Below are 24,197 nucleotides of genomic sequence, written 5' to 3' on the forward strand. Positions count from 1 at the left end.
TATCTGTTTGCAATCTTTATGATTGTGACAGGAATCAAAATGATCTTTTTATCCCACAAACCCGTGGATATTTCTAAGAATCTGCTACTTAAATGGTTAAGAAACCATCTTAACATTACTGAATCAATTGATGATCATAGATTCTATGTTTACCAAGTAGATCCTCACTCAAATATAAAGAAACTATTTGTAACCCCACTATTCATCGCCCTGGTGATGGTTGAATTTACTGACTTGATTTTTGCTGTTGATAGCATTCCAGCAATTTTTGCGATCACTCAAGACCCTTATATCGTCTATACCAGTAATATATTTGCAATTTTAGGCTTAAGAGCTCTTTATTTTGCACTAGCTTCAATTATTGATCGTTTTTATTATTTAAAATATGCACTAGCAATCATACTCGTTTTTATTGGGTCTAAAATATTTATAGCAGACGCTTTTGGACTCGCAAAAATACCACCCATTTTATCATTAATCATCACAATATTTATTCTCGCTTGTGGCGCTCTTTATTCCTTTTATAAAAAAAATAACAAAGTAGAGACAAGATAATGTATAATTTGATAGTTGTTTCAAAACCCCTTATAAAAATAGTAAAAAGCAACACGTGGACCTACTTTATTACCATATTGATTATTATAAATACGATAATTCTGGGCATGGAAACTTATCCGAGCCTCATGAGTTCGTATGGAAGTTTATTAGGATTTCTTGATCAATTGATATTATACATCTTCATAATAGAACTAATGATTCGCTTAATTGCTCATGGGGTGAATTTCTTTAAAGACCCATGGTCTCTGTTTGACCTATTTGTTGTTAGCATTGCACTTATTCCATCACAAGGTGCATTTAGCGCGCTTCGGGCAGCAAGAGCCCTGAGAATACTTCGCCTGATATCAATCTTTCCTAAACTCAGAGGGGTCATTGAAGGTTTAGTAATGGCTATCCCTGGCATTGGAGCAATAGCTGCTGTTATGGGCATCATTATTTGTGTATTCGGACTAATGGCAAGTAAGTTATATGGGACGGAATTCCCTCAATGGTTTGGAAACTTCCATACTTCAATATTTAGCCTGTTTCAGATTATGACTTTGGAGGGCTGGCCTGAAATAGTCCGTACAGTCATGCAAGACAAACCCTATGCATGGCTATTTTTCATAAGCTATATTTTAATTGGCACATTTAGTGTGCTCAATCTTTTTATTGCCGTAATCGTTGAAGCCATGCAAAGAAGCAGCTCTGACGAAAATGAAATTAATCTTGAAAAAATTGATATCATAGAAGAAAAGCTCGATAGGGTTTTAAATATAATCAATGAAAAAAAGAGTAATGTTATAGAATGAATTTTTTATCTCAGTATGTTAAAACTTGTATTTAATAGAATAGTGACGCAAACTCAGAGATAGGTATATGGCACAGCTCTATAGCAAAGGTGACGCAATAGATGGATGGAAATCATGATTAAATTAGTGAATAAATCTCTCTCCTTAATTCTCTGGATTTTTAGCCTCCTTGTTGTAGGAGCTATAATAGGTAATCTCTCCAAAAGTGGAGTTGATAGTTGGTATCTTGGTTTAAATCGTTCACCACTAACTCCACCAAATTACGTTTTTGGAATCGCCTGGACTTTCCTATATGTACTTATTGCAATAAGTGGGTGGATTATCTGGAACCATACAAGCCACAATTTTTTAGCAATAAAAAGGTATTACATCGCACAACTGTTATTAAATTGGAGCTGGACGCCACTCTTCTTTATTTATCATCTCACAGCAGTTTCGCTGTTATGCATAGTATTGATCACTATCATTGCAATATTGATTACAGTAAAAATCTATAATAAATCGAGGTTGGCAGCATTGCTCTTCGTGCCTTATACCATATGGCTCTTGTTTGCGACATATTTAAATTATTATATTTGGCAATACAACTAAATAAGCGGTCAGTTCTGATGTGGGTAGTTTTTTACTTTGCACTCTGCTATTAGATCATCTTAAAGAGTGTTTTAGCTTTTGTGTTAATAAAATACGTCAATGTTTGATGTGATGCCTTATCGCCCACGCAAGAATAGCTTATCTAATTCCGCTAAACTCATTTGAGACCAGGTAGGTCGACCATGATTGCATTGTCCCGAACGTTCTGTGCGTTCCATATCTCGCAGTAAATTATTCATCTCGGTAATTGTCAGCGGCCTGTTGGCACGAACCGATCCATGACAAGCCATAGATGACAATAGTTCATTCATATGAGACTCAACTCGTTCACTATTTTCATAGGTTATTAAATCAGCAATCACATCTTTCACGAGCTGAGCAATATCGGCAGTTTGCAATAATGTAGGGACATGTCGCACAGCTAAACTCGTTTCACCATGACGTTCTACGGTTAAGCCTAAACGAGAGAAAGTTTCAGAAAATTCTTCTGCACAATCTGCTTCTTGAGCTGTTACTGAAACGGTCACTGGAATCAACAATGTTTGGGCAATTATTTTTCCTGTAGCATACTGAGCTTTTAATTTTTCGTAATTTATTCGCTCATGAGCAGCATGCATATCAACAATAATTAATCCTTGAGCATTTTCAGCTAAAATATAAATACCTTTTAATTGTGCCAGCGCAAATCCTAGCGGTGGAATTTCTGGTGAATCACTCTGCTCTTCTACTCTGGCTATATCAGCATGTTGAGAATTAAATTGTTCCGTTAATTCATCGGCTGTTGCATGCATTGTAGTGTATGCAGCCATATGTTCTTCGACGAGATGTGATTTTGTTGCAGCGGATGCTCGATCATAATAAGCAGACATTTCTCGAGATTGGGGTCCTGAATAGCTCGCTCTACCTACGCTGCTTCTATAGGGTGATTCATTTCTTTCTGGCTCACTCTTATTACTTGAGAGTGACAAAACAGCCTGTTGTGGCGCTAAAGATAAAGGTGTTTGCGAGGCAGAAACAGTATTCAATAAATCTGAACGCTCGGTTGAATGAGCCACAGAATGAGCATTTTTTTCGTTCATTTTTGCAATTTGTTGCTCAGGTGAATTTTCTGCTAAAACACGTTGTACACTTCGACGAATAAAATCGTGAACTAGTCGACTTTCACGAAATCGCACTTCATGTTTCGTTGGATGTACATTCACATCAACACAAAACGGATCTAATTCTAAAAACAAAACCGCAACCGGATGACGTCCGTGCATTAAAACATCGTCGTAAGCCTGACGAAGCGCGTGCGTCAGTAATTTATCGCGCACTACTCGTCCATTCACATAAAAATATTGCTTGTCTGTTTGGGTTCTAGAAAATGTGGGCAATCCTATCCAACCCCAGAGACGCAATCCAGCGGCTTCGCTGTCAATCGCCAAAGCCTGTTGTATAAAATCATCACCACAAATGCTCGCAACACGAGATTCTTGCTGTTGTAATGTTGATGCAATTTTACAATTTAATATAGATTTTTGATTGTGTGTTAACGAAATGGCGATATCAAATCGACTCAATAATATTCGTTTAACTACTGTTTCAATATGCGAAAATTCGGTTTTGTCGGAGCGTAAAAATTTTCGTCGTGCGGGTGTATTAAAAAATAAATCGCGCACTTCAATACTAGTCCCTATGGGATGTGCAGCAGGAATAACATCTAAATTATCGACTTGACCTTCACTTTTTATTTGCCAAGCACTAGTTTCACCGGCAATTGCCGATGTTAATGTTAATCGTGAAACAGCGCATATACTTGCTAAAGCTTCACCACGGAAACCTAAACTAACCACATTTTCTAAATCTTCTACGCTGGATATTTTACTGGTCGCATGCCGATCTAACGCTAAGGTTAAATCTTCTTTGGCTATTCCTGAACCATTATCGCGAATTTTAATTAATCCTAATCCACCTTGCTCTATCGCGATCTCAATTTCTGTGGCGCCTGCATCTAAACTATTTTCTAATAATTCTTTAACAACCGCAGAAGGCCTTTCAACAACTTCACCAGCCGCAATTTGATTCGCTAATAAGGGATCAAGCCGATGTATTTTCATACTAATATCCTAGCCATTTATGTATCGTAATTTTTTCTTGCGTGTAATGCTAATAAGCTACCTCGCGGTGGATGGTTAACAAAATAATTTTTTATTCCTGACAATAATGCAGTGGCGATGCGATCTTGATAATACGGTGTTCGTAATCGATGTTCTTCAGCGCTATTTGAAATAAAACCCGTTTCGATGAGCAAAGAAGGAATATCAGGTGATTTCAATACGACAAAAGCCGCTTGCTCCACTCTATTATGATGTAACTGTGCAAATTGACCTAAATTATCGAGTAAAACAGAACCCATTTGTAAACTTGCGGTAATGGATTGTGTTTGTGATAAATCAAGTAACACTGATTTTAATACTTGATCTTTGTCTGTAAGATCTACTCCACCAACAAGTTCAGATTGATTTTCCTGTTGCGCTAACCAACGCGCCGCTTCACTCGTTGCTCCACGTTGTGATAGTGCATAAACTCCTACTCCACACGCATTTACATGATCATGTGCATCCGCATGTATAGCAATAAACATATCGCCACGGTATTTACGTGCTAAAGCTAAACGATTGCGCAAACTTAGAAAGTAATCACTGTTTCGTGTTAAAACGGCACGAAACCCAGGCTGCCGATTAATTTGTGCTTGTAATCGTTTTGCGATCGCTAAAACCACATCTTTTTCTTGAGTTCCGGTAGCACCTCGTGCACCTGGATCTTTACCGCCATGTCCTGGGTCGATTACAACAACCACGTCACGAGCTTTTGGTGCTTTGAACGATCCTGGCTTTGGTAAATCATTATTTTCTGCTGCATCAATGGTTCTAGACAGTCCAACATTTTGTAATGCCATTCCAGAAATTCCATAAGATCCTGCATTCGGTGTTTCATTAGCATGATCGGCAATTTTTTTTGTGAAAGATGAGATTCTACTGTGTGATGAAGATAACGCTCTCATTCCTTGTCGAGGAATATCAATGATTAATTTTGGAGCATCGCGTCCATTACCAGCCAAGTGAGTGATTTGAGGTTTTACGTAATGATCTAGATCCATCACGAGTCGACATTTTTCCGAATTGACACTGGATCGAAGTGATTTCAGTGGCGCTGGTAAGTCTTCATCAGGAATCGAGGTTCCTAATTTTACTCGGTACAAATCAACAACAAATCGTTCAGGACTGTGAAGTTCAAAATCTTCGTAATCAAAATTTTGCGAAAATTCCAGCATGATTTGTGTTGTTGCGGCTGTTTCTGATACTCGAATATTTTTTAGTGTAATGGGAGTTGCCGCTGCTGCAGTGCCAATAAATAAGCAACTGATAGCAAGGGTGACATTAATAAATTGAAGTATCCTTTTCATTTTAATAGTTTTCCTAAGACATTTGTCAGAATGGATAGCTTAGCAAGGTCAGCAATTATAGACAAGCGACTATAAATAATATTATTTAGGTGGATAAACTGGCGGATTGCCTAAATCCATTTTGTTTTCAGTGCCTAACCTTAGTCGAGCGATGTTTTCTAAATGTCTCCATGCAACAACCCCTGCTATCAGCAGTACAGGCACAAAATACCCTGGATTAATGAATAGAAGTAAAAACGGTGCGATTGAAACAGCAATCAGTGAGCTCAATGATGCGTATCGAGTGATAAAAACAGTGACTAGCCACGTGACGCCACAGACGATTCCAATGGGAAATGATAGTCCTAAAATACCACCTAAAGCAGTCGCAACGCCTTTGCCACCCTGAAAGCCATAGAGCACGGGGAAAATGTGCCCTAGTGTAGCACCTAATGCTACGAGCCCAAGTCCAAATCCACCAATGCCAAATATAGCAGCGATCCACACTGCGAGTAGACCTTTGAGGATGTCCGCTCCTAGGACAACTAAGGCCGCATTTCGACCTGCAATGCGTAGAACGTTGGTAGCGCCGGGGTTTTTCGAACCTTCAGTTCGAGGGTCCGGAAGTTTCATGAGTTGGCATACGATTATGGCGGTGTTGACCGAACCGAGCAGATAGGCAAGAGCAGTAAAAATGATCGCTGACATAATTCTGATCCTTCCGTAGATATAATATGGGCGAATACTATTACAGCGCCCTAATCAGTGTCAACGCAAATTAAGACCTAGTCTATTCAATTCACACCTATAAATAAAACTTTGTCTAAGGGGTTGGACTGGGCAAGACGACCTTTTCAAGACCGCCGTAAATACATCCATGTAGGCTTCGGACGAAACATCCTGTCCTAAGCCTGGATACTGCATAAACAATCTACTGCGAAGCACAATAATACTGAATCTCCAGAAGATTTGAGAAAATTTGTTCGGTCACATAGAGTCAACTATGTTCCCGTCACAAATTTTCTCAAATCTTCTGTATCTTCAGCACTCTTGTGCTTCTCGCTACGATTAGTTTATGCAGTAACCAGGCTAGATCTTGAAAAGGTAGATCTTGCCCAGTCTTCTCAACTCCGTGCTAAATTTTTTTTTCGATGACTCTGGAAACTTGTTTAAAAAAAGTTGCGAAGATCTCTGAATTTGTTGAGGCAAAAAAAAACGATTATCCTGAGTCGCGTAGGCGAAGAATCCTACTTTCTTGGAGGGAAATAAAGCGCAGCGAGGGGGGACCCGAGCGAGCCATTCCCGGAAAGACAGTCGGATTGTAACGCCGACTTTGAGAGCGTGAAAAAATCTATTCGTGTGCGGCGATCTTGAAAAGGTCCTCTTGCCCAGTCCAACTTATAACACAATTCTTGATGGCGAAGGCGTCACCTACTAACATCTAGTTCCCTAGTTCTGCAGCGGTGATGTCATAGTGAACTGTTTCAGCAGCAGCCAACACCGAGACGGTGGTCACGAGTGCCATGGCTACGATATACAGGGCTATAGGCCATGACGCGTTGAACTCACGCAGTAGTCCCGTCGCGATTAGAGGGGACAGCCCTCCTGCCACGACCGAAGCCATCTGATAGCCGAGCGAGGCTCCGCTGTAGCGCACACGCGCGCCAAAAAGCTCGGAAAAAAAACTTGCCTGCGGACCGTACATCGCTGCATGGCTTATGCCAAGCGCCACAGCCACGCTCAGCATCATCAGGGCGTTGCTTGATGTCTCTATCAGGAAGAAGAAAGGGAATGCGAATAAGCCGGTAAAAATCGATCCGAACAAATAGACCGGTCTGCGCCCCACACGATCCGACAAGGCGCCGAATGCAGGGATCGTAAAGAGCGCTACGACGGCTCCCAGTGCAACTGCTCTGAGAACGGCAGTTCTGGAAAAACCGATGGCAGGCTGCGTCGCGTAGGTAAGGACAAATACACTGAAAAGATAGAACACGCCGTTTTCCGCGAATTTTGCCCCCATTGCAAGAAGCACGTTCTTTGGGTGTTGGCGAAGCACATCCATAATCGGTCTCTTCGATACGGTTTGGGTCTTCCGGACCACGGCGAAAACGGGTGACTCAACCACAGACAACCTGATGAACAGTCCGGTAACGACCAGAATTATGCTCAGCAAGAACCCGATGCGCCAGCCCCAGCTAAAAAGCGTCACCTCAGGCAGACTCGTGATCAGTCCAAAAACGATGGTTGAGAGCAGCAGTCCCGCCGGCACTCCGATGAGAGGCCAGCTTCCATAGAATCCGCGTCTTCCCTTGGGAGAATGCTCTACTGCCATCAATACGGCACCTCCCCATTCGCCTCCGATGCCAAACCCTTGCGCTATACGCACTATCACCAAAAGGATGGGCGCCCAGATGCCGATCTGGTGGTATGTCGGAAGCAGCCCTACGAGGAAGGTGGCAATCCCCATGAGCAGAAGAGTGAAAATAAGCATCGACTTGCGACCGATCCGATCGCCGAAATGCCCGCATACTATTCCGCCAATCGGACGGGCAAAAAATCCAACGGCGTAGGTAGCGAAGGAAGCTAGCGTCCCTGTCAAAGGATCGAAGTTGGGAAAGAAAAGGCGTGGAAAAACTAGGGCACTGGCTGTCCCATAGAGAAAAAAGTCATACCACTCGATGGTAGTGCCAATAAGGCTGGCAATGGCCACTTTTCTAACGGCGGATTTTGCATGTGCCGAGTTTTCCAAAGTCGTCAACTCCCTTTGCATTTAAAGTCACGCCATCCTTGGAATTCATTCGCTAACTCACTCAGCGCGATGTAGGTTGAGTATATACATAGGAGCTATCAAGTGGAAGCCGCCAGATTTAAGATTGATATCGCCTAAACAAAAAAGAGAATTACAGGAGTTGGACTGGGCAAGATCTACCTTTTCAAGATCTTGCCCAGTCTTCCACACTCCGCGCTAAATAATAAAATCTTCGACTCTGGAAAGTTTTCTTAAAAAAAGCGAACAATCTCCATTAGCTTTGCCTGTGGCAATAAAATTTAATTATCCTGAGTCGCGTAGGCGAAGAATCCGACTTTCTTGGAGGGAAATAAAGCGCAGCGAGGGGGACCCGAGCGAGCCATTCGCGGAAAGACAGTCGGATTGTAACGCCGACTTAAAGAACGCAACGAATTTGTACGAGATGATTGTGTTCTTGAAAAGGACGTCTTGCCCAGTCAAGCACGGAGCTTTATTCTTCATTAACTTGATTCTTGATGAAAAAAAATTCGTGGTGTGTTAGTTTTCGAATATCAAAAGTGAACGAAGGAAATACGCATGAGCTCTAACGATAGTCACCTAATTTGGCTAGACCTCGAAATGACAGGACTAGAACCTGAATCCGATCGTATCTTAGAAATTGCAACCATTGTCACAAACAGTCATCTTGACATCATTGCAGAAGGCCCTGTCATGGCCATTCACCAAACTGATGATACCCTAGCTAACATGAATGCTTGGTGTGTCAAGCTTCATGGCTCAACTGGCCTCACAGAACGATGCAGAAATAGCAACATAACCGAACAAGAAGCCGAACAAAAAACGCTAAACTTTATCAGTCAGTACGTCAAAGAAGGCGCTTCCCCACTCTGCGGCAATAGCGTTCACCAAGACCGAAGATTCCTCTATCGCTACATGCCTCATCTTGCTGAATACTTTCATTATCGAAATTTAGACGTCAGCACTCTCAAAATACTCGCCCAACGATGGGCGCCTCAGGTTTATTCTGCTCTGGAAAAAGAATCTACTCACACGGCATTGCAAGACATCCGCGATTCCATTGATGAACTTAAATATTATCGTAAACATCTCTTCAGACAGGATTTTTAAGCTAATTAGTATTATCAAAAAAACCGTGAAAACAAGCTTGATACCGTGTCGCTAAGGTAAGTAACTAAATCATACGATGGCTCGCTTTCATCCACTGGCGCTTCAGGGAAAGCAACTGGATTCACATTTACAGTTTCAGGCAAAACTTGCGCAATTGGCGCGGCAGTAACAGGTGCCTTAGGAACTTCGGAACTTAATTCCATAGATTTTTTCTTTTCATCCCAAGGCTTCGGCGCGTCTGTTTTAAAAAACCCTCCCTTCAACCCACTGTAAGGTTTATGCTGAATTTCAGGCTCTGATTTTAGTGGCGGTTTAAGGCGTTCAATTCCAGCACTTGCTTTATCAATGATACTTTCATATTGATCCAATGGCCCGAATATAAATTTTTCAAGATGACCTTCTGCCTTTTCAAGCTCCACAGCTTTTTGATAACAAATCATAGCTAATTGATTATCTTGTTTACCGTTCAAGCCTTTCTCAAAGTAAATACCAGAATAATAAAACGCAGCTGGGTAACGCAATTTTCTAGCTTTTTCATACAATAGAAAAGCATGTGTGTAACGATCTTGATTTCCTACGTCTAATTCAATCAATGTTGCCATTTTTACCATAGAAACTGGATCTTCTAAATCCACGGCCTTTTGGCGTAATTCCGCAACTTTTTCTGTGTCTTTTTTAAGTTTAAAAAGGCCATCACCTCTCTCATAAAAATAGATTAATCGTCTAATTGCATCAGCATCATCTTTTTTTGCAAAATCGAGAAGAAATTGATATGCTCTTTTACGATCTTTTCCTTTTGCATGCAGTAGAATAATATCCAACAATTGATAGCGCGGATAGCGCCTCATCAACCCGGCTTCGTTAAACCCAAGCTCTCTAAATTTCTCTATAATTTCTTTTAATGGAATATCTTCTAGCTTCCTATCAATACCATTTAATTTATCTAATTTAAGCTGGCTCTGTAAATTTCCAGCTTGCGCGGATCGACGCAAGAAAATTTTGGCATCTTCACCAGTAGATATTTTCCCCCAAAATTCATTGGCTGCTTCTGAGCCATTCTCAGCAGCCTCCAGTAAATATTTAGACGCTTCAGATTTGAATTCTGGACCTTTTGAAAGTAAATGTTGCCCATAAATATATTGCGCATCTGGATCACCATTATCAGCGCTAAGCTTGAAATAATAGTTGGCTCTCTCGTCATCGGGTTTTACATAAGTACCTTTAGTATAAAAAACGCCCATATTATATTGAGCTTTTGCATCGCGGCCTTTAGCGGCTTTTTCATACCATTCAACACCAAGTTTTTCGTTTTTCTCAACCCCGTTTCCGTCCAAATAAAGTGCACCAAAAAATCGCATGGATTCCGTTCGCCCTGCTCTTGCAGCAATAGTATGCAACTCAAATGCTTTTTGATAATCATACTTCAATCCATAAAAAGCATTAGCATAAGCGCGAGCTAAAGATTCAGTGGCTTCAATTACCCCTGCTTCGTGTGCTTTCCACAACCACACTACTGCTTGTTCATCACTTTGTTGAGCACCAATTCCGTGCAAACAAAAACGTGCATATTCATGCATCGCCGAGGGAAATTTTGCATCCGCAGCTTTTTTCATATATTCAGCTGCTAATTTCGTGTCTTTTTCAACTTTTGCATCAGAATTACCTTTCTCAAGATAACCTGCGTAGATATATTGAGCATAAGGCATGCCAGCTCCTGCCAGCATTTTTGTGAATTCGATAGTCTGGCCAATTACCTTATCAGCATCAGCTAACATCTCTTGCAGTCGCTTTTCTTCTGGCGAAATAATTAACTTTGAGGATTTAATATTAACATCATATAACCCTAATTCGGCATCAACTATTACAAGGTCAGCATAGTCGAATTCTTTAATCCACTCGGGTAATTTTTTAAATAAAGTCCCTCGTTCACCTTTACTATTGACATGTTTTCCACGTCCTGTAATAAATCGTAATTTTTTTATATGATCCGCAGACGCTTGTCGAATAGCGGATACGACACAAGCTTTGGCTTTTTCTTCTGACATGCCATGCAAATCGTACATACAGTCTTGTCTTTTATCCATCATTTGAAAACCTCCTCTATTTTAGATGTACTAAACCAATTAGCCAGAATTATTCGAGTTTAGCACCCAAATCTTGTTGTAGTTTTAATAATTGTGGCTCTAATGTTACTGGATAAGATTCAGCATTGTTGAGAAATTGTCTTAGCTGAGTTTTAGTGCGCGATTGCATAGCAAGAATACTTGGTTGTTCGTAAACTAATTTTCCTTTTCTGAAAATTGGAACCAGTAAATCTTCATATTGATCAGAGCCAGGAAGAAAATCGTTGTTAATTCCAAACACAACATCGTACACACAATCACCAATAAATATTTCATTGGTTAAATAGCGACGCACTTGATGAATGCCTGCCATGGTTGTTTTTTTAACATGATCAGAGACTTTCAATTTATAATCCCACTGATTGCTCGCATTTTTTATGGCTGCTAATTTATAAATAGTATTTAGCGCAGGCTGATCGTGAGATGTTACTAATCGGGTACCTACGCCCCATGCATTAATCGGCGCTCCTTGCCGCTTTAATTCTTTAATCCGATACTCGTCTAAATCTCCACTCACTACTATTCGTGTTTTATCAAAACCAGCCTCATCAAGCATTTTTCGAGCCGTTGTACTTAGCGCTCCTATATCACCGGAATCTAAGCGAATAGCTGCTAAATCGTGCCCTTCTTTTCGCAATTCATTACCAACGATAATCGCATTTTTCACTCCGCTGACAGTATCGTAAGTATCCACCAATAAAACCGTTTGGCTTTTCATTGTTTTGGCAAAAGCTCTGAATGCCTCTAATTCAGAAGGAAACGCCAAAATCCAACTATGCGCCTGAGTACCTTGAATGGGAATTCCATAGGTTTTACCCGCTAAAACATTGGAGGTGGAATTACATCCGCCAATATAGGCTGCTCTACTTGCTGTGAGCCCGCCATCAGGTCCTTGCGCTCGCCGCAGCCCAAATTCCATGAGTGAGTCACCTTCAGCAACCAAATAGATTCTGCTGGCTTTTGTTGCGATCAAGCTGGCAAAATTCATGAAATTCATCAAAGCGGTTTCTAAAATCTGACATTGTATCAAGGGGCCTTGAATCCGAAGCAAAGGTTCTTTAGGCTGAACTAAAGTACCTTCAGGAACCGCATCAATGTCACAGGTGAACTTTAATTCGCTCAAATACTGCAAAAACCTGGGTTCAAACAGGGGCTCATCCTCTGGAGCTCGACAAGATTGCAGATAGGCAATATCGGATTCTGAAAAGGCATAATGGGATAAATACTTGATGACTTCAGCCAAACCGCAGGCAATAACATAGTTTCCATCAAAGGGGTTGCTGCGATAGCCCAAATAAAACACCGCTTCCTGCTCTGCCATCTCCAGGCGCCAATAGCCTTGAGCCATTATGAGCTCATATTGATCAGTCAGTAACGCTGAGGGTAATACCATTCGAATAACCTTTGAAACTAATATACCGGCTATGATCCTTGATTTACGGGACAACTGCAACTTGTATACCTGTTCAAAATGGTAAGATAAACTGGTACGAGTAAAATAGCTTCCGTTAATATTACATTAAGCATCAAGGTGTATAATGCAGTAGTTCTTTGAATTTATTAAGTTTAATTGCTATGCTTAAGCATAGTCGAGACTAGGAGGTTAAATGCCACATTATCAACCAATGCACCAAATCGTGACTCTTTTAGCAGGCGATAGTTTCTGGGAGTTCTATCTGTCAATGCTGAATAATATTCGTGCAGAATCTGTAGAGAAACTTGGCGATAGTTTTATTGAGCGTGGTAATAAAATTTTACCTCAAGATTATATAGACTTTTTGAAAGAAACCACCCTAAGTGAAATGGCATTTGAAGATGTCACAGACGGGCAAACCACTCTATTCAAGATTGTTAATACACAATCTAAAAAATCAATTAGCATTGATAACAGGTCAAGCAGCAAAGGGGAAATTCGCGGCCAAAATTTACGTAACATTTTAACTCAATTAGCTCAATCTAATCCTAATTCAACCCTGTATGACGCTTTAAACTCTCATTTAAGAGCTGTTGAACACTCTGACCTACACAAATATTTTATTGGAGCTTACCCGAATATCGATGTAGCAACAAAAACAATACTGATGAAATGCAGCAAGATTGCTTTGGATGAACTTCAAAAAAATAAAACATTAACAGAAGAAGATCTAAAAAAGATTTACAACCAACAACATCAATTGTATATACAAAATAGCCCCGCCATTTTAAAACCCTTATTTATGCAAATCCAAACAACAGGAAATATGCTCTGGAAGATTTTGAATGAAATTATAAAGAAAAAAAACGCTACTCTACCTGAAAATAAAGATGAAATTGACCGATTAAATGCAGAAATCGAATCTATTAGTCAAGCGATCATTCAAACCTATAAGCTCATGCCAGCCTATTATCCGGGTAACCGAATATTTTTTCCTGAAAATTATTCAGAACTTGTTCAACAATACAGCCAGACCGCTAATGTTATTGCAAATAATCCAAACTATAAAGAGTTTAGCAATTCAGCTTATATTGGTTTCACGATGGTGGCTCTTTGCGTCATTGCATTAGCAACATTAGCAGCCGTTCTTACCTTCCCACCTTCCGCACTCTTTCTGAGTCAAGTAGCACTTCACGGTGCACTTAGTGTAGGCGCAATTGAAGGCGTATTGGCTGGCACTGGACTTGCTGCAGCAGGTGCCGGGGCAGGTTTTTTTGCATCGGGAACGAAAATTTCACCTGAAGATAGAATGCAGAAATTAACTGACGAAAGTATCCACGCTGAATCAAAATCTAAAGCTCCAAAGGGTGGCTGACCCCTTCACGCAACAATACATTCAATTAATACTGCAAGCTCATCTTTGTGCTATGCTATTATGAGTCATACACAAGGAGAGGCAGATGACAGCGACAGATCCACTCTATTCGATTGAACAAATCAAAAGCATTGAAAAAGCAGCCATAACGGAAGAAACCACTGCTCTGGACTTGATGGTCCACGCAGGAACTGCAGCCTATAAAACCCTTCACAAACTCTGGCCTGCAGCAAAAAAGATCGTTGTATTCGCTGGGCATGGCAATAATGGCGGCGATGGATATATACTCGCTAAATTAGCGCAACACGCAGGCCTGGATGTCACTGTTTACTCCATCGGTGATACCGCACAATTGCGCGAGCCTGCTGCCTGGGCATGGCACAACTGCTTTCATGCCGGCGTGCCGGTTATACCATACACTCCCACTATTTCATTCGAAGCCGATATTGTGGTGGATGCACTCTTAGGGATAGGTATTGAGGGTTCTGTCCGAGAACCGTATCTGAGCGCCATTAACACCATTAATCATTGCGGAAAACCCATCTTAGCTTTGGATATTCCCTCTGGTTTAAATGCCGACACAGGCCTACATACAGGCGTTGTTGTGCATGCCACAGCGACTGAAACGTTCATTGGACTCAAACCCGGATTATTTACTGCTGAAGGTCCTGATGTTGCGGGGCAAGTATTTCATGATGGGCTAGGCATCCCAAAAGAAAAATTAGCGGACATCACGCCCCACTATGAAAAAATTTCTGCACTTGATTTTGGACCTTTTTTGCCACGACGTTCTCGATCATCACACAAAGGTGATTTCGGCCACGTTTTAGTGATTGGCGGCGATTGTGGGATGGCCGGTGCCGTGCGTATGGCTGCTGAAGCTGCTGCGCGGACTGGCGCAGGTTTAGTGAGCATAGCAACACGTCCAGATCATGCTGATTCGATTGCGGCTGTGCGCCCAGAACTCATGTGTCATGGAATCAATAAAGCAAAAGAATTACGACCGCTGCTTGAGAAAGCCAGTGTAATCATTATCGGTCCCGGACTAGGGCGCCAATCCTGGGGTGAATCAATGTGGGAAGCCGTTGAAGAATCTCAACTTCCACTGGTGATTGATGCTGATGCCTTATTCTTTCTCGCTAAAAGGCCTCAACATCAATTAAATCGGATAATTACACCTCATCCTGGTGAAGCGGCTCGGTTGCTTGGAGTTGATTCTTCAGCGATTCAGAACGATCGATTCAGCGCCATCAAAAAGCTACAAGAACGATTTGGCGGAATCACCGTATTGAAAGGCGCTGGAACATTAATTAGTGATAGCATTCGACCTGTCGCTATTTGCAGTATGGGCAATCCAGGCATGTCCAGTGGCGGCATGGGTGATGTACTGAGCGGTGTCATCGGCGGATTAATTGCACAAGGATTAGGTCTCGCTGAAGCCGCCCGCTTAGGCGTACTCTTGCATAGCACTGCAGCTGATCGCGTTGCGCAAGACGGCGGTGAGCGAGGATTACTGGCTATGGATGTGGTGAAGAAATTACGGAGCGTGTTAAACGGCCTTACTCGCAATGGCTGTTGCAAATAAGCCCCATCCGATATTTTGACAAACTTTGCTTTCCCGCTAAAAAACCCTATTATCCCGAATTCTTGCAGTACAATTTTTTTAAATTTAGCTTTATATAGAGAATGTAATTGATTGATTTAAATAAAGATTATCCGATTGCAGACGAAGATGCCATGGCAGAGTTTGCGGCAAAACTGGCTGCACAAATAAAATCTCCGTCCATCATTTATTTGCAAGGTGAATTAGGTGCCGGTAAAACAACGTTTACCCGATATTTTTTAAGAGCTCTAGGCTACCAAGGTCCTGTGCGAAGCCCTACTTTTACTCTAATCGAATCTTACGAGATTAATCACCAAAAACTCTTTCACGTCGATTTATATCGAATTCATAGCCCGGAAGAAATCGAGTTTATGGGTCTGCGTGACTATTTTACTGACGATGTCATTGGATTGATTGAATGGCCCGAGCGCGCCGAAGGCCTACTACCCTCGCCCGATCTGATCTGCCAAATTAAAATTCAAGGTACAGGACGTTTGGTAAGTTTGCACACTGCCAAAACTCCATAACCTACTGATAGCAATAAAAAAACCAGTTATTCACTCTCATTACAAACTAAAAAATCAAAGCTCATATAGGCCATGATAAATTTGGTTGCAAATGGCTCGATTTCGCCTTATGATACCCTGTTTTTGAGCGTTTCCCTCGGAGGGAAGCTAACGTTAACTGATCAGTGAAGGTGACCTTAACAATGCCAATGGTAGTAGTAAAAGATAATGACTCGTTTGACCGCGCACTCCGCGCATTCAAGCGTTCCTGTGAAAAAGCGGGTATTATGAGCCGATTACGTGCTCTAGAATTCTATGAAAAACCCACCTGGGAACGTAAACGTAAAGGGTCAGCAGCTCGTAAGCGCCACCTGAAACGTTTGTCTAAAGAGCAGGAAGTGTTGGATCGCTCACGCACACGTCGCTTCGTCGCAGCCAAAACCGCTGATTCATCAGCCTCTACTGAGGCTTAAGCCTAGGATTTAACAGACATGACTGATGCCTCTCTCAAAAATCGTATTACTGAAGATATGAAAGAGGCTATGCGTGCTAAAGAAAGCGCAAGATTGGCTGTTATTCGTTTTCTTCTTGCGGCAATCAAACAAGTTGAAGTCGATGCAAAAACAGCCGTAGGTGAAGAAAGAACAGCCCTGACAGACGAGCAAACCCTTGCCGTTATCAACAAACTAATCAAACAGCGCCGCGATAGCAAAGAACAATTCGAAAAAGCCGGCCGTGATGATCTCGCTCAGCAAGAATCTTATGAGCTCTCTGTATTAGTCCATTATTTACCGCCGCAACTGGATGAAGCTGAAGTGGAGTCGTTAGTGAAAGCCGCTATCTCTGAATCATCAGCCAGCGGAATTCAAGATATGGGTAAAGTGATGGCAATTCTTAAACCTCAGTTACAAGGACGTGCTGATATGGGCGCTGTGAGCGCCAAAATTCGCTCCCTATTGAGTTAATACTGTAAACGATGTCCAGAATACCGCAACCATTTATTGATGATGTTTTACACCGCCTCGATATTGTGGAAATTATCAAAGCGCGTATTCCATTACTCAAAAAAACCGGCTCAAATTACATGGCCTGTTGTCCGTTTCATCAAGAAAAATCACCCTCATTTAGCGTTCATCCCACAAAACAGTTTTATCATTGCTTTGGATGTGGCGCGAATGGCAATGCTCTAAGCTTTGTGATGCAATACGATCGTCTTGATTTTTTAGATGCCTTAGAAAATTTAGCCTGCAGCGTCGGTTTAGAAATTCCACACACTGCTAATGTTAATCAACATCCACAGCATCAATCACTCATTAGCCTCTCACGAGAAGCCGCTCTCTTTTATTATCAACAATTGAAATCGCATCCACTGCCCATAGAGTATGTACAATCACGCGGCATCAGCAAAGAAATTATTCGTCATTTTGGAATAGGTTATGCTCCGCCAGGTTGGGACTCTTTACTTAATAATCTTGGACAATCTGAAGAACAACGACAACTCTTATTAGGTGCAGGGTTAATCATCGAAAAATCAAAAGGCAAATATTACGATCGATTCCGAGATCGATTAATGTTTCCAATCCGAAATTTGCGAGGACAAATTATTGGATTTGGTGGTCGAACACTGGGCGACGACACACCAAAATATCTGAATTCACCAGAAACGTCGCTTTTTCATAAAGGCACCGAGCTGTATGGATTGTATGAAGCGCGTCAGAGTAATCAAGAATTAGATCAAATTATCATTGTTGAAGGTTATATGGATGTCGTTACCCTCACTCAATTTGGTATTACCAATGCCGTGGCAACCTTAGGTACAGCAACAACCCCTCAACATTTACAACGATTATTTCGATATACATCAAATGTCATCTTTTGTTTTGATGGTGATACTGCGGGTCAAAATGCAACAATTCGTGCATTGGAAACTGCTTTACCCATTATCCGAGATGGTCATAATGTTTCTTTTATACATTTACCTGACAATGAAGATCCTGATAGTTTTATTCGTCAGTATGGCGCAGGAGAGTGGGCGATGATGATTGCCAATGCTAAGCCTCTTCCTACTGTACTTTTTAAACATTTGTCACAAGACATTGATATCACCAGTATCGCGGGTAAAGCAAAATTTGCAAAAGACGCTCGAGAATTACTCGCAAAAATGCCAGAGGGTGTTTATCAACAATTATTACAAGAAAATTTAGCGTCTAAAATTGGATTAACGGTTGAAGCACTGAATTCACCCTCAGAAACAAAACGACCCGCGACAATTTCTCCACCCAAACCGGAAGAAACTGGAATTCCTACACATCTACGCAATGCCATGTCGTTGATTATTCACGATCCTTCTTTAGCAAGTAAAATTGAGTTACCCACTAAACTACTCTCTTCTAAAATTCCGGGTGTTGATTTATTAAACCAATTACTCACAATCTGCCGTGAACAACCGACATTATTAACTGGGGCATTACTCAGCTATTGGGATGAAAACCCTGCACGAACATTTATTGGCCATTTAGCAAGCCAAGAACCTTTAATTCCTCAAAATGCGTGGTTAGAAGAATTAATAGGTATTTTGAATCGACTCAATGATCGATTAATGGAATCAGAAATTAATGCATTGATGCAGAAAATCTCTTCCGACACTATGACGCTTGAAGAAAAACAGCAATTAATAAAATTACTTGAGTTGAATAAGGGATAAATCTACTTCGACAGTGCGTTTGACTCACTTGATGAGTTTCCGCTGGCATCGTGTACTGTCCCTGGATTCGTACTTGTAGAATCAGTTGTGGTGTTCTCAGTATTACCCTCTGAAGTACTGGGTGTTTTTTCTCCAGTGCTGCCGTCTGCAGAATCACTCTCTTTGGTTTCAGGTTTACTCTTCGGTACACAAGGGCAAGATTCAATAGCTCCACTTGAAACACCCATAGCACCCGGTTTTAACAGAACACCCGTAGCATTTCCTGGCATACAAACACAACGTGATTCAGTGCTCGGCGGAAGGGGCTCTGCCATCACACTTAATGCGATACAACACAGCGTGGTCACGGTAAGAAACTTATTAAGATAACTCATAATATCACTCCTATAACTCGATTGGATCAGGGTATAGTTTTAATTATAGCGTATGCTGGAAAATATAGGAGTCAGATCTAATAATAATGCACACTCGAGTAATTAAGTATGCCGTAGTATTAGATCTGCCCTCATCATCTTCGGCTATTGTTTCTTATTCAAAATCCCATTTTCAGTATATTGAGCGAAGGAATCTAACCCTCTTTCTGGAACACTCGTTTTAGGCATTTTATCTTTATCGAACTTTGCTTGATAGGATGATGCAATGCGTTCGCGACGTTCTGCTGCTGTTAATGCAGCGAGTGCGTTGTTATCAAGCTCTAGAACCTCTTGCGAAGCTCCAGGGGAAGTTTGAGTACCGTTAGTATCAGTTGATGGAACTACACCTAAGGATGGTGTTGAAGTTGGAGGTGGTGCTGACTCTGTGTTTAGTACTGGCATTGAGGTTGATCTTGATACATCTTTTCCAACTTGCGATGAAGCTGAATGTACATCTCCTTCTTGTTGTTGCTTTAATTTTCTCTCATCTTCTTCTGAATCGCTGTTTTCTTCTGTAACGATACCAAGTAGTGGAACATCTTCTCCATCGATTATTTTTTCTACGCTTTTTTCAGGTGTGCGATGATGCAATTTTATCCAAAGATTACTCAACACATCCGCGACTCGACTTCCAATTGTCGTCACTAAAGCTGCAAACAAACCGACTGTTGTTCCCACAAGCATTGTCATCGCAGTGACTTGAATTCCAATTACCCCAGCTATCGCTGTAACAACGGGACCAAAAACCACGCCTAAAAATGTACCTACAGGTGTAAATAAACTACTACCCGCAGTCATAGCACTCGTAACGATTGGCAAATGAGAAGCCCAAAGAATTGAAGCCGAAATAAAGGGCAAATGTGAAACCCACAATAGTGCAGGAATAGTGCCTGGAATAAGTGTCGTAATGGCACTAACCACAACAGGCAGTAAAATTGTCCACAAAACAGCCGTTAAAGTAAGGCTTACTGCGTAGCCCAAAATCCCCACTGCATAAGAAATAAACGTTTCGGCATCTTCTCCGAACCAGTCGATTTTGATACTTCTCCCTAGCGCATAAGCTAAATAGGCACTGGTACCAGGTGCTGTTAAAATGAGGCTTATTCTAACTACCCACAACGCAACATATTGAACAGTAGCAAAACCAATTGTACTGCCCATAAATAAGATTGATAAGGGTACTTTGAATATCCAATTCATTTGCGCCGGTAATAAAATCCGTAACAGAGTTGCAGGAATAATTGCTACAATTGTTAAAATTGCATTCAATACGACAGGCAAAACTGCTGTAAAAACGTTAACGGTATTTATCGCTGTTTTTGTGGGAATCCCTAAAATTTTAATCGGTAAAACCAGAAAGAATTTAAACGGAAGCTCAAGAATGTCTATCAAAGTCCATGTTTTATAATTTAACATCCAACCTCCGACCATATTTTTAAAAAATTGTCTCAAGGTCAGAATGGGAGCACCCTTTTCATCAAATCGCTCTGGTCTATTGGGTACTCCGAAAAAAGAAGTCAGAAGGAATGTCCATGTATATTCCGTAGTTATTTTCTTTTCACCATTTGCAGCAATAACTTCATTCGTGATGATATCTAATCCGTCATAACCATAAATGAGCCTCATAATACTTTTTAAAATATTACCCTTGGGTTTAGTCGAGGTAGAATCTTTGTTTAATTTTCTAAAATTGACGATAAAAGCGACAAGAAAACTAACATGTATACTTGAAAAAAGCCAATTAAGGAACGGCCTGGATTGAGGCTTTAAAGGATTAAAAATGGGTTTTTTGTTATTGATTTTTTTTTGCGGAGGATTCGATTGCTCAAAACGAGCATTATCGATAACAGCCACTCGAGGTTGTAAAATACTCAGCAAATAATCTAAGGAACCACTAAGATAAAGGGCATTTTCTTCAGGAAGATTATTCGGGTTAACATCGATCTGAAAACTCGTTATGTCCAGTGTTTTTGCTGTAGAAACATTTTTACTATTATCGTCGATAAAATAATAGCTCACATCTCCACCAGCACTGTGAATAAACCGAGTTTTGCAGGCATTTAATATCTTTAATTTATTATCATCACGACTATCATAGACTAAAAATGAAAAAAGATGTGCTATACCTTCTTTTTTTATCGCGGCAACCGCTTCTTCTGCCCCTTCTTTGTTCTTTTTGGTCGCAATACATATCACAACACCTAAATCACTCAATTCTCGCAAGGATTTTTTAGTTTGCTGCCCGCCGACAAGATATAAAGGCGCTTCACCACCATTATCATAATCGATAGTACGATCATTCAAATATCGGGTAAACAATGTATCATCATAATCAAGGATCAATACGTGACCCGCGCGAATACGAGCATCACCAGATGTAAGAAGCTCTACTGCGGATAAACACGCTAATTCTTGCTTTTGCATTCTACTAATACCCGTTCTGTTGATTATTTAAGGGGGCATGACAAACGACCCGACACACAAATTGCGCATTGTAACGCAAAGACCGCCACATTTCAACTGAAAACTAGCAATTACTGGCCAGTTGAGGCCTGTTAAAACAAAGCCAATCCCCTCTGGATTGCTGTCACAAAACTGTATATACTCGAGGGTTTATAAAGACTTATAGCTCTGGAGCCCAGCGATATGCCCATAAATTCGGAAAAGTCACAGCTCAAAGCCCTTATTGAAAAGGGAAAAGAGCGTGAACAACGGTATGTAACCTTTAAAGAAGTCAATGATCATTTACCTTCGGACATTGTTGATCCAGAACAAATCGAAGAAATCATCTCTAAAATCAATGACATGGGCATCGCCGTAATGGACCATGCGCCTAGCGAAGAAGATTTTCTATTGAATGCTCAACCTGCTGTTGATGATAGCGTCGTCGAAGAAGCCGCTGCTGCTCTAGTCGCAACAGGCACTGATTTTGGAAGCACAACCGATCCCGTGCGTATGTACATGCGCGAGATGGGTACCGTTGAATTACTAACTCGCCAAGGCGAAATAGATATTGCAAAACGAATCGAAGATGGCATCAAACACGTCCTTGCTGCTTTGGGTCGCTACCCTGAAGTCGTCGCCTCTTTATTGGAGCAATATGACGCTACTGAAGTAGGACAAAAACGTCTAGGTGATATTATCACAGGCTTTATTGATGATGACGTGAATATTGAAGCGATCGTTGCTCAAGACGAACCCGAACTCGATATTATGCCTGAAGATATTGACGTTATTATTCCTGTCAAACCAACTAAGAAACTAGAAGACTCAGCTCCTACCATTGAAGAGATCAACACAGAATCATCTGAAGAGGGAAATGAAGATGGCGGAGAAAGTTCCGAAAGCGGTACTGTAGCAGTATCAGTTAATGGTGAATCCGATGAAGAAGAAGCCATTCCTGTCGCTTTAAAAGCGATAGAATCAGACCTCGAAAGCGTCGATGCCGAAGATGAACTCGAGTCAGGTCCAGACCCTGAAGAAGCCCGGAAACGTTTCGGCGAACTTCGCGAAGCTTTTGAAAAATACAAAAAAACGGCTAAGCGTTTTGGCCATACGCATGCTTCCAGTGAAAAAAGTTTACAATCGCTAACCGACGTGTTGATGCATTTTAAATTAACGCCACGACAATTAATGCTTCAAAACCGCAAATTGCGTGCGATGTTAAAAGCCGCTCGTAAACAAGAACGCGTTATTTTAAATCTTTGCGTGCATAAATCAGGTACCTCTCGCAAATCATTTATCACTTCTTTTCCAAGCAATGAAACCAATCCAAATTGGTTTGACGACTATGTCAAATTGCATCCTGATCAAGCCGCTGCACTCAACGCGAATGCCATCGAAATTAAACGCGCAATTCGCAAATTAGCGGAATTAGAAGTCGAAACCAATCTCAGCATTGCAGATATTAAAGAAATTAATCGTCGCATGTCGATTGGCGAAGCAAAATCGCGTCGAGCAAAACGAGAAATGATTGAAGCGAATTTGCGTTTAGTTATCTCTATTGCAAAAAAATACACAAACCGTGGCTTACAATTTTTGGATTTAATTCAAGAAGGTAATATTGGTTTGATGAAAGCGGTCGATAAATTTGAATATCGTCGTGGATATAAATTTTCGACCTATGCAACGTGGTGGATTCGTCAAGCGATCACTCGTTCGATCGCCGACCAAGCTCGCACAATCCGAATTCCGGTTCATATGATCGAAACGATCAACAAATTAAATCGCATTTCTCGGCAAATTTTTCTAGAGACGGGTGTTGAGCCTTCATCAGAAGAATTAGCAAAACACATGGATATGCCCGAAGATAAAATTCGCAAAGTGCTCAAGATTTCTAAAGAACCCATATCAATGGAAACACCGATTGGTGATGATGAAGATTCTCATTTGGGTGATTTTATCGAAGATATGAGCGCACTTTCTCCTATCGATTCTGCTACCAGCGAAGGATTACGCGAAGCCATTCGATCAATTCTAGATTCGCTTACACCGCGGGAAGCCAAAGTACTTCGCATGCGATTCGGTATTGATATGAATACAGATCACACGCTTGAAGAAGTTGGTAAGCAATTTGACGTAACACGTGAGCGTATTCGTCAGATTGAAGCTAAAGCATTGCGAAAACTGCGCCACCCTACTCGCTCCGAGAAGTTGCGTAGCTTTATGGAAGAAGAAGATTAAGGCTTGAACAGAAACACTGTCGCGTCTTTTCTTTTTTCAGTATACTGTGTTTGCGGGCCCATAGCTCAGTTGGTTAGAGCAGGGGACTCATAATCCCTTGGTCCTAGGTTCAAGTCCTAGTGGGCCCACCAA

19 protein-coding genes and 1 tRNA gene are annotated in these 24,197 nt (G+C 41.2%); 12 read left to right on the forward strand and 8 right to left on the reverse strand.

What is annotated here, in order from left to right; translation table 11 throughout:
• The 3 genes from K2X50_09635 to K2X50_09645 form a co-directional block, all read left to right on the forward strand.
• The coding region (locus K2X50_09635; GenBank protein ID MBX9587503.1) for a TerC family protein at nucleotides 1–555 on the forward strand (555 nt) is incomplete at its 5' end.
• Nucleotides 555–1,349, forward strand: coding sequence for an ion transporter (locus tag K2X50_09640; protein ID MBX9587504.1), 795 nt, complete (start codon nucleotides 555–557; stop codon nucleotides 1,347–1,349). The genes K2X50_09635 and K2X50_09640, both read left to right, overlap by 1 nt.
• A gap of 114 nt (nucleotides 1,350–1,463) precedes the next feature.
• The gene (locus K2X50_09645; protein MBX9587505.1) at nucleotides 1,464–1,940 is read left to right on the forward strand and encodes a tryptophan-rich sensory protein; all 477 of its coding nucleotides are present in this window, start codon (nucleotides 1,464–1,466) and stop codon (nucleotides 1,938–1,940) included.
• Nucleotides 1,941–2,056: 116 nt separating this feature from the next.
• On the opposite strand, the gene mutL is transcribed toward K2X50_09645, so the two are convergent.
• From mutL to K2X50_09665, 4 genes are all read right to left on the reverse strand, one after another.
• Complete coding sequence (gene mutL, locus K2X50_09650; protein ID MBX9587506.1) at nucleotides 2,057–4,039, reverse strand: DNA mismatch repair endonuclease MutL; 1,983 nt, start codon at nucleotides 4,037–4,039, stop codon at nucleotides 2,057–2,059.
• 17 nt (nucleotides 4,040–4,056) lie between these two features.
• On the reverse strand, nucleotides 4,057–5,082 hold the full coding sequence (locus K2X50_09655; GenBank protein MBX9587507.1) for an N-acetylmuramoyl-L-alanine amidase: 1,026 nt from the start codon (nucleotides 5,080–5,082) through the stop codon (nucleotides 4,057–4,059).
• Nucleotides 5,083–5,469: 387 nt separating this feature from the next.
• Nucleotides 5,470–6,075 (reverse strand): glycerol-3-phosphate 1-O-acyltransferase PlsY, encoded by a 606-nt coding sequence (gene plsY, locus K2X50_09660; GenBank protein MBX9587508.1) that lies wholly within the window; start codon nucleotides 6,073–6,075, stop codon nucleotides 5,470–5,472.
• A 733-nt stretch (nucleotides 6,076–6,808) separates the two neighbouring features.
• A complete protein-coding gene (locus K2X50_09665; GenBank protein ID MBX9587509.1) occupies nucleotides 6,809–8,137 on the reverse strand; it encodes an MHS family MFS transporter in 1,329 nt (442 codons plus the stop codon).
• 555 nt (nucleotides 8,138–8,692) lie between these two features.
• On the opposite strand from K2X50_09665, the gene orn reads away from it, so the two are divergent.
• A complete protein-coding gene (gene orn / locus K2X50_09670) occupies nucleotides 8,693–9,244 on the forward strand; it encodes an oligoribonuclease (GenBank protein MBX9587510.1) in 552 nt (183 codons plus the stop codon).
• A gap of 14 nt (nucleotides 9,245–9,258) precedes the next feature.
• Here orn and K2X50_09675 read toward each other — a convergent pair whose 3' ends face one another.
• Both K2X50_09675 and K2X50_09680 read right to left on the reverse strand, forming a co-directional pair.
• Complete coding sequence (locus tag K2X50_09675; protein ID MBX9587511.1) at nucleotides 9,259–11,331, reverse strand: Smr/MutS family protein; 2,073 nt, start codon at nucleotides 11,329–11,331, stop codon at nucleotides 9,259–9,261.
• A gap of 46 nt (nucleotides 11,332–11,377) precedes the next feature.
• A complete protein-coding gene (locus tag K2X50_09680) occupies nucleotides 11,378–12,760 on the reverse strand; it encodes a nicotinate phosphoribosyltransferase (protein MBX9587512.1) in 1,383 nt (460 codons plus the stop codon).
• 214 nt (nucleotides 12,761–12,974) lie between these two features.
• Here K2X50_09680 and K2X50_09685 point away from each other — a divergent pair, with 214 nt between their 5' ends.
• The 6 genes from K2X50_09685 (at nucleotide 12,975) to dnaG (ending at nucleotide 18,969) form a co-directional block, all read left to right on the forward strand.
• Complete coding sequence (locus K2X50_09685; protein MBX9587513.1) at nucleotides 12,975–14,156, forward strand: hypothetical protein; 1,182 nt, start codon at nucleotides 12,975–12,977, stop codon at nucleotides 14,154–14,156.
• Nucleotides 14,157–14,241: 85 nt separating this feature from the next.
• Complete coding sequence (locus tag K2X50_09690; GenBank protein ID MBX9587514.1) at nucleotides 14,242–15,741, forward strand: NAD(P)H-hydrate dehydratase; 1,500 nt, start codon at nucleotides 14,242–14,244, stop codon at nucleotides 15,739–15,741.
• Between the two features lie 152 nt (nucleotides 15,742–15,893).
• Nucleotides 15,894–16,286, forward strand: coding sequence for a tRNA (adenosine(37)-N6)-threonylcarbamoyltransferase complex ATPase subunit type 1 TsaE (tsaE, locus tag K2X50_09695; protein MBX9587515.1), 393 nt, complete (start codon nucleotides 15,894–15,896; stop codon nucleotides 16,284–16,286).
• 182 nt (nucleotides 16,287–16,468) lie between these two features.
• The gene (gene rpsU / locus K2X50_09700; GenBank protein ID MBX9587516.1) at nucleotides 16,469–16,738 is read left to right on the forward strand and encodes a 30S ribosomal protein S21; all 270 of its coding nucleotides are present in this window, start codon (nucleotides 16,469–16,471) and stop codon (nucleotides 16,736–16,738) included.
• Between the two features lie 18 nt (nucleotides 16,739–16,756).
• Nucleotides 16,757–17,230, forward strand: a complete 474-nt coding sequence (locus K2X50_09705; protein MBX9587517.1) for a GatB/YqeY domain-containing protein — start codon at nucleotides 16,757–16,759, stop codon at nucleotides 17,228–17,230.
• 11 nt (nucleotides 17,231–17,241) lie between these two features.
• A complete protein-coding gene (gene dnaG, locus K2X50_09710; GenBank protein MBX9587518.1) occupies nucleotides 17,242–18,969 on the forward strand; it encodes a DNA primase in 1,728 nt (575 codons plus the stop codon).
• Nucleotides 18,970–18,971: 2 nt separating this feature from the next.
• Here the strand turns inward: dnaG and K2X50_09715 are convergent, their stop codons facing one another.
• Complete coding sequence (locus tag K2X50_09715; GenBank protein MBX9587519.1) at nucleotides 18,972–19,343, reverse strand: hypothetical protein; 372 nt, start codon at nucleotides 19,341–19,343, stop codon at nucleotides 18,972–18,974.
• Nucleotides 19,344–19,487: 144 nt separating this feature from the next.
• Entirely contained in the window at nucleotides 19,488–21,806 is a 2,319-nt protein-coding gene (locus tag K2X50_09720) for a hypothetical protein (GenBank protein ID MBX9587520.1), read from the reverse strand.
• 222 nt (nucleotides 21,807–22,028) lie between these two features.
• Here K2X50_09720 and rpoD point away from each other — a divergent pair, with 222 nt between their 5' ends.
• A complete protein-coding gene (rpoD, locus tag K2X50_09725) occupies nucleotides 22,029–24,065 on the forward strand; it encodes an RNA polymerase sigma factor RpoD (protein ID MBX9587521.1) in 2,037 nt (678 codons plus the stop codon).
• Between the two features lie 54 nt (nucleotides 24,066–24,119).
• Nucleotides 24,120–24,196, forward strand: a tRNA-Ile gene (locus tag K2X50_09730).
• Nucleotide 24,197: the final 1 nt, after the last annotated feature.

The organism is Gammaproteobacteria bacterium, assembly GCA_019748175.1.
Taxonomy (GTDB): Bacteria; Pseudomonadota; Gammaproteobacteria; order JAIEPX01; family JAIEPX01; genus JAIEPX01.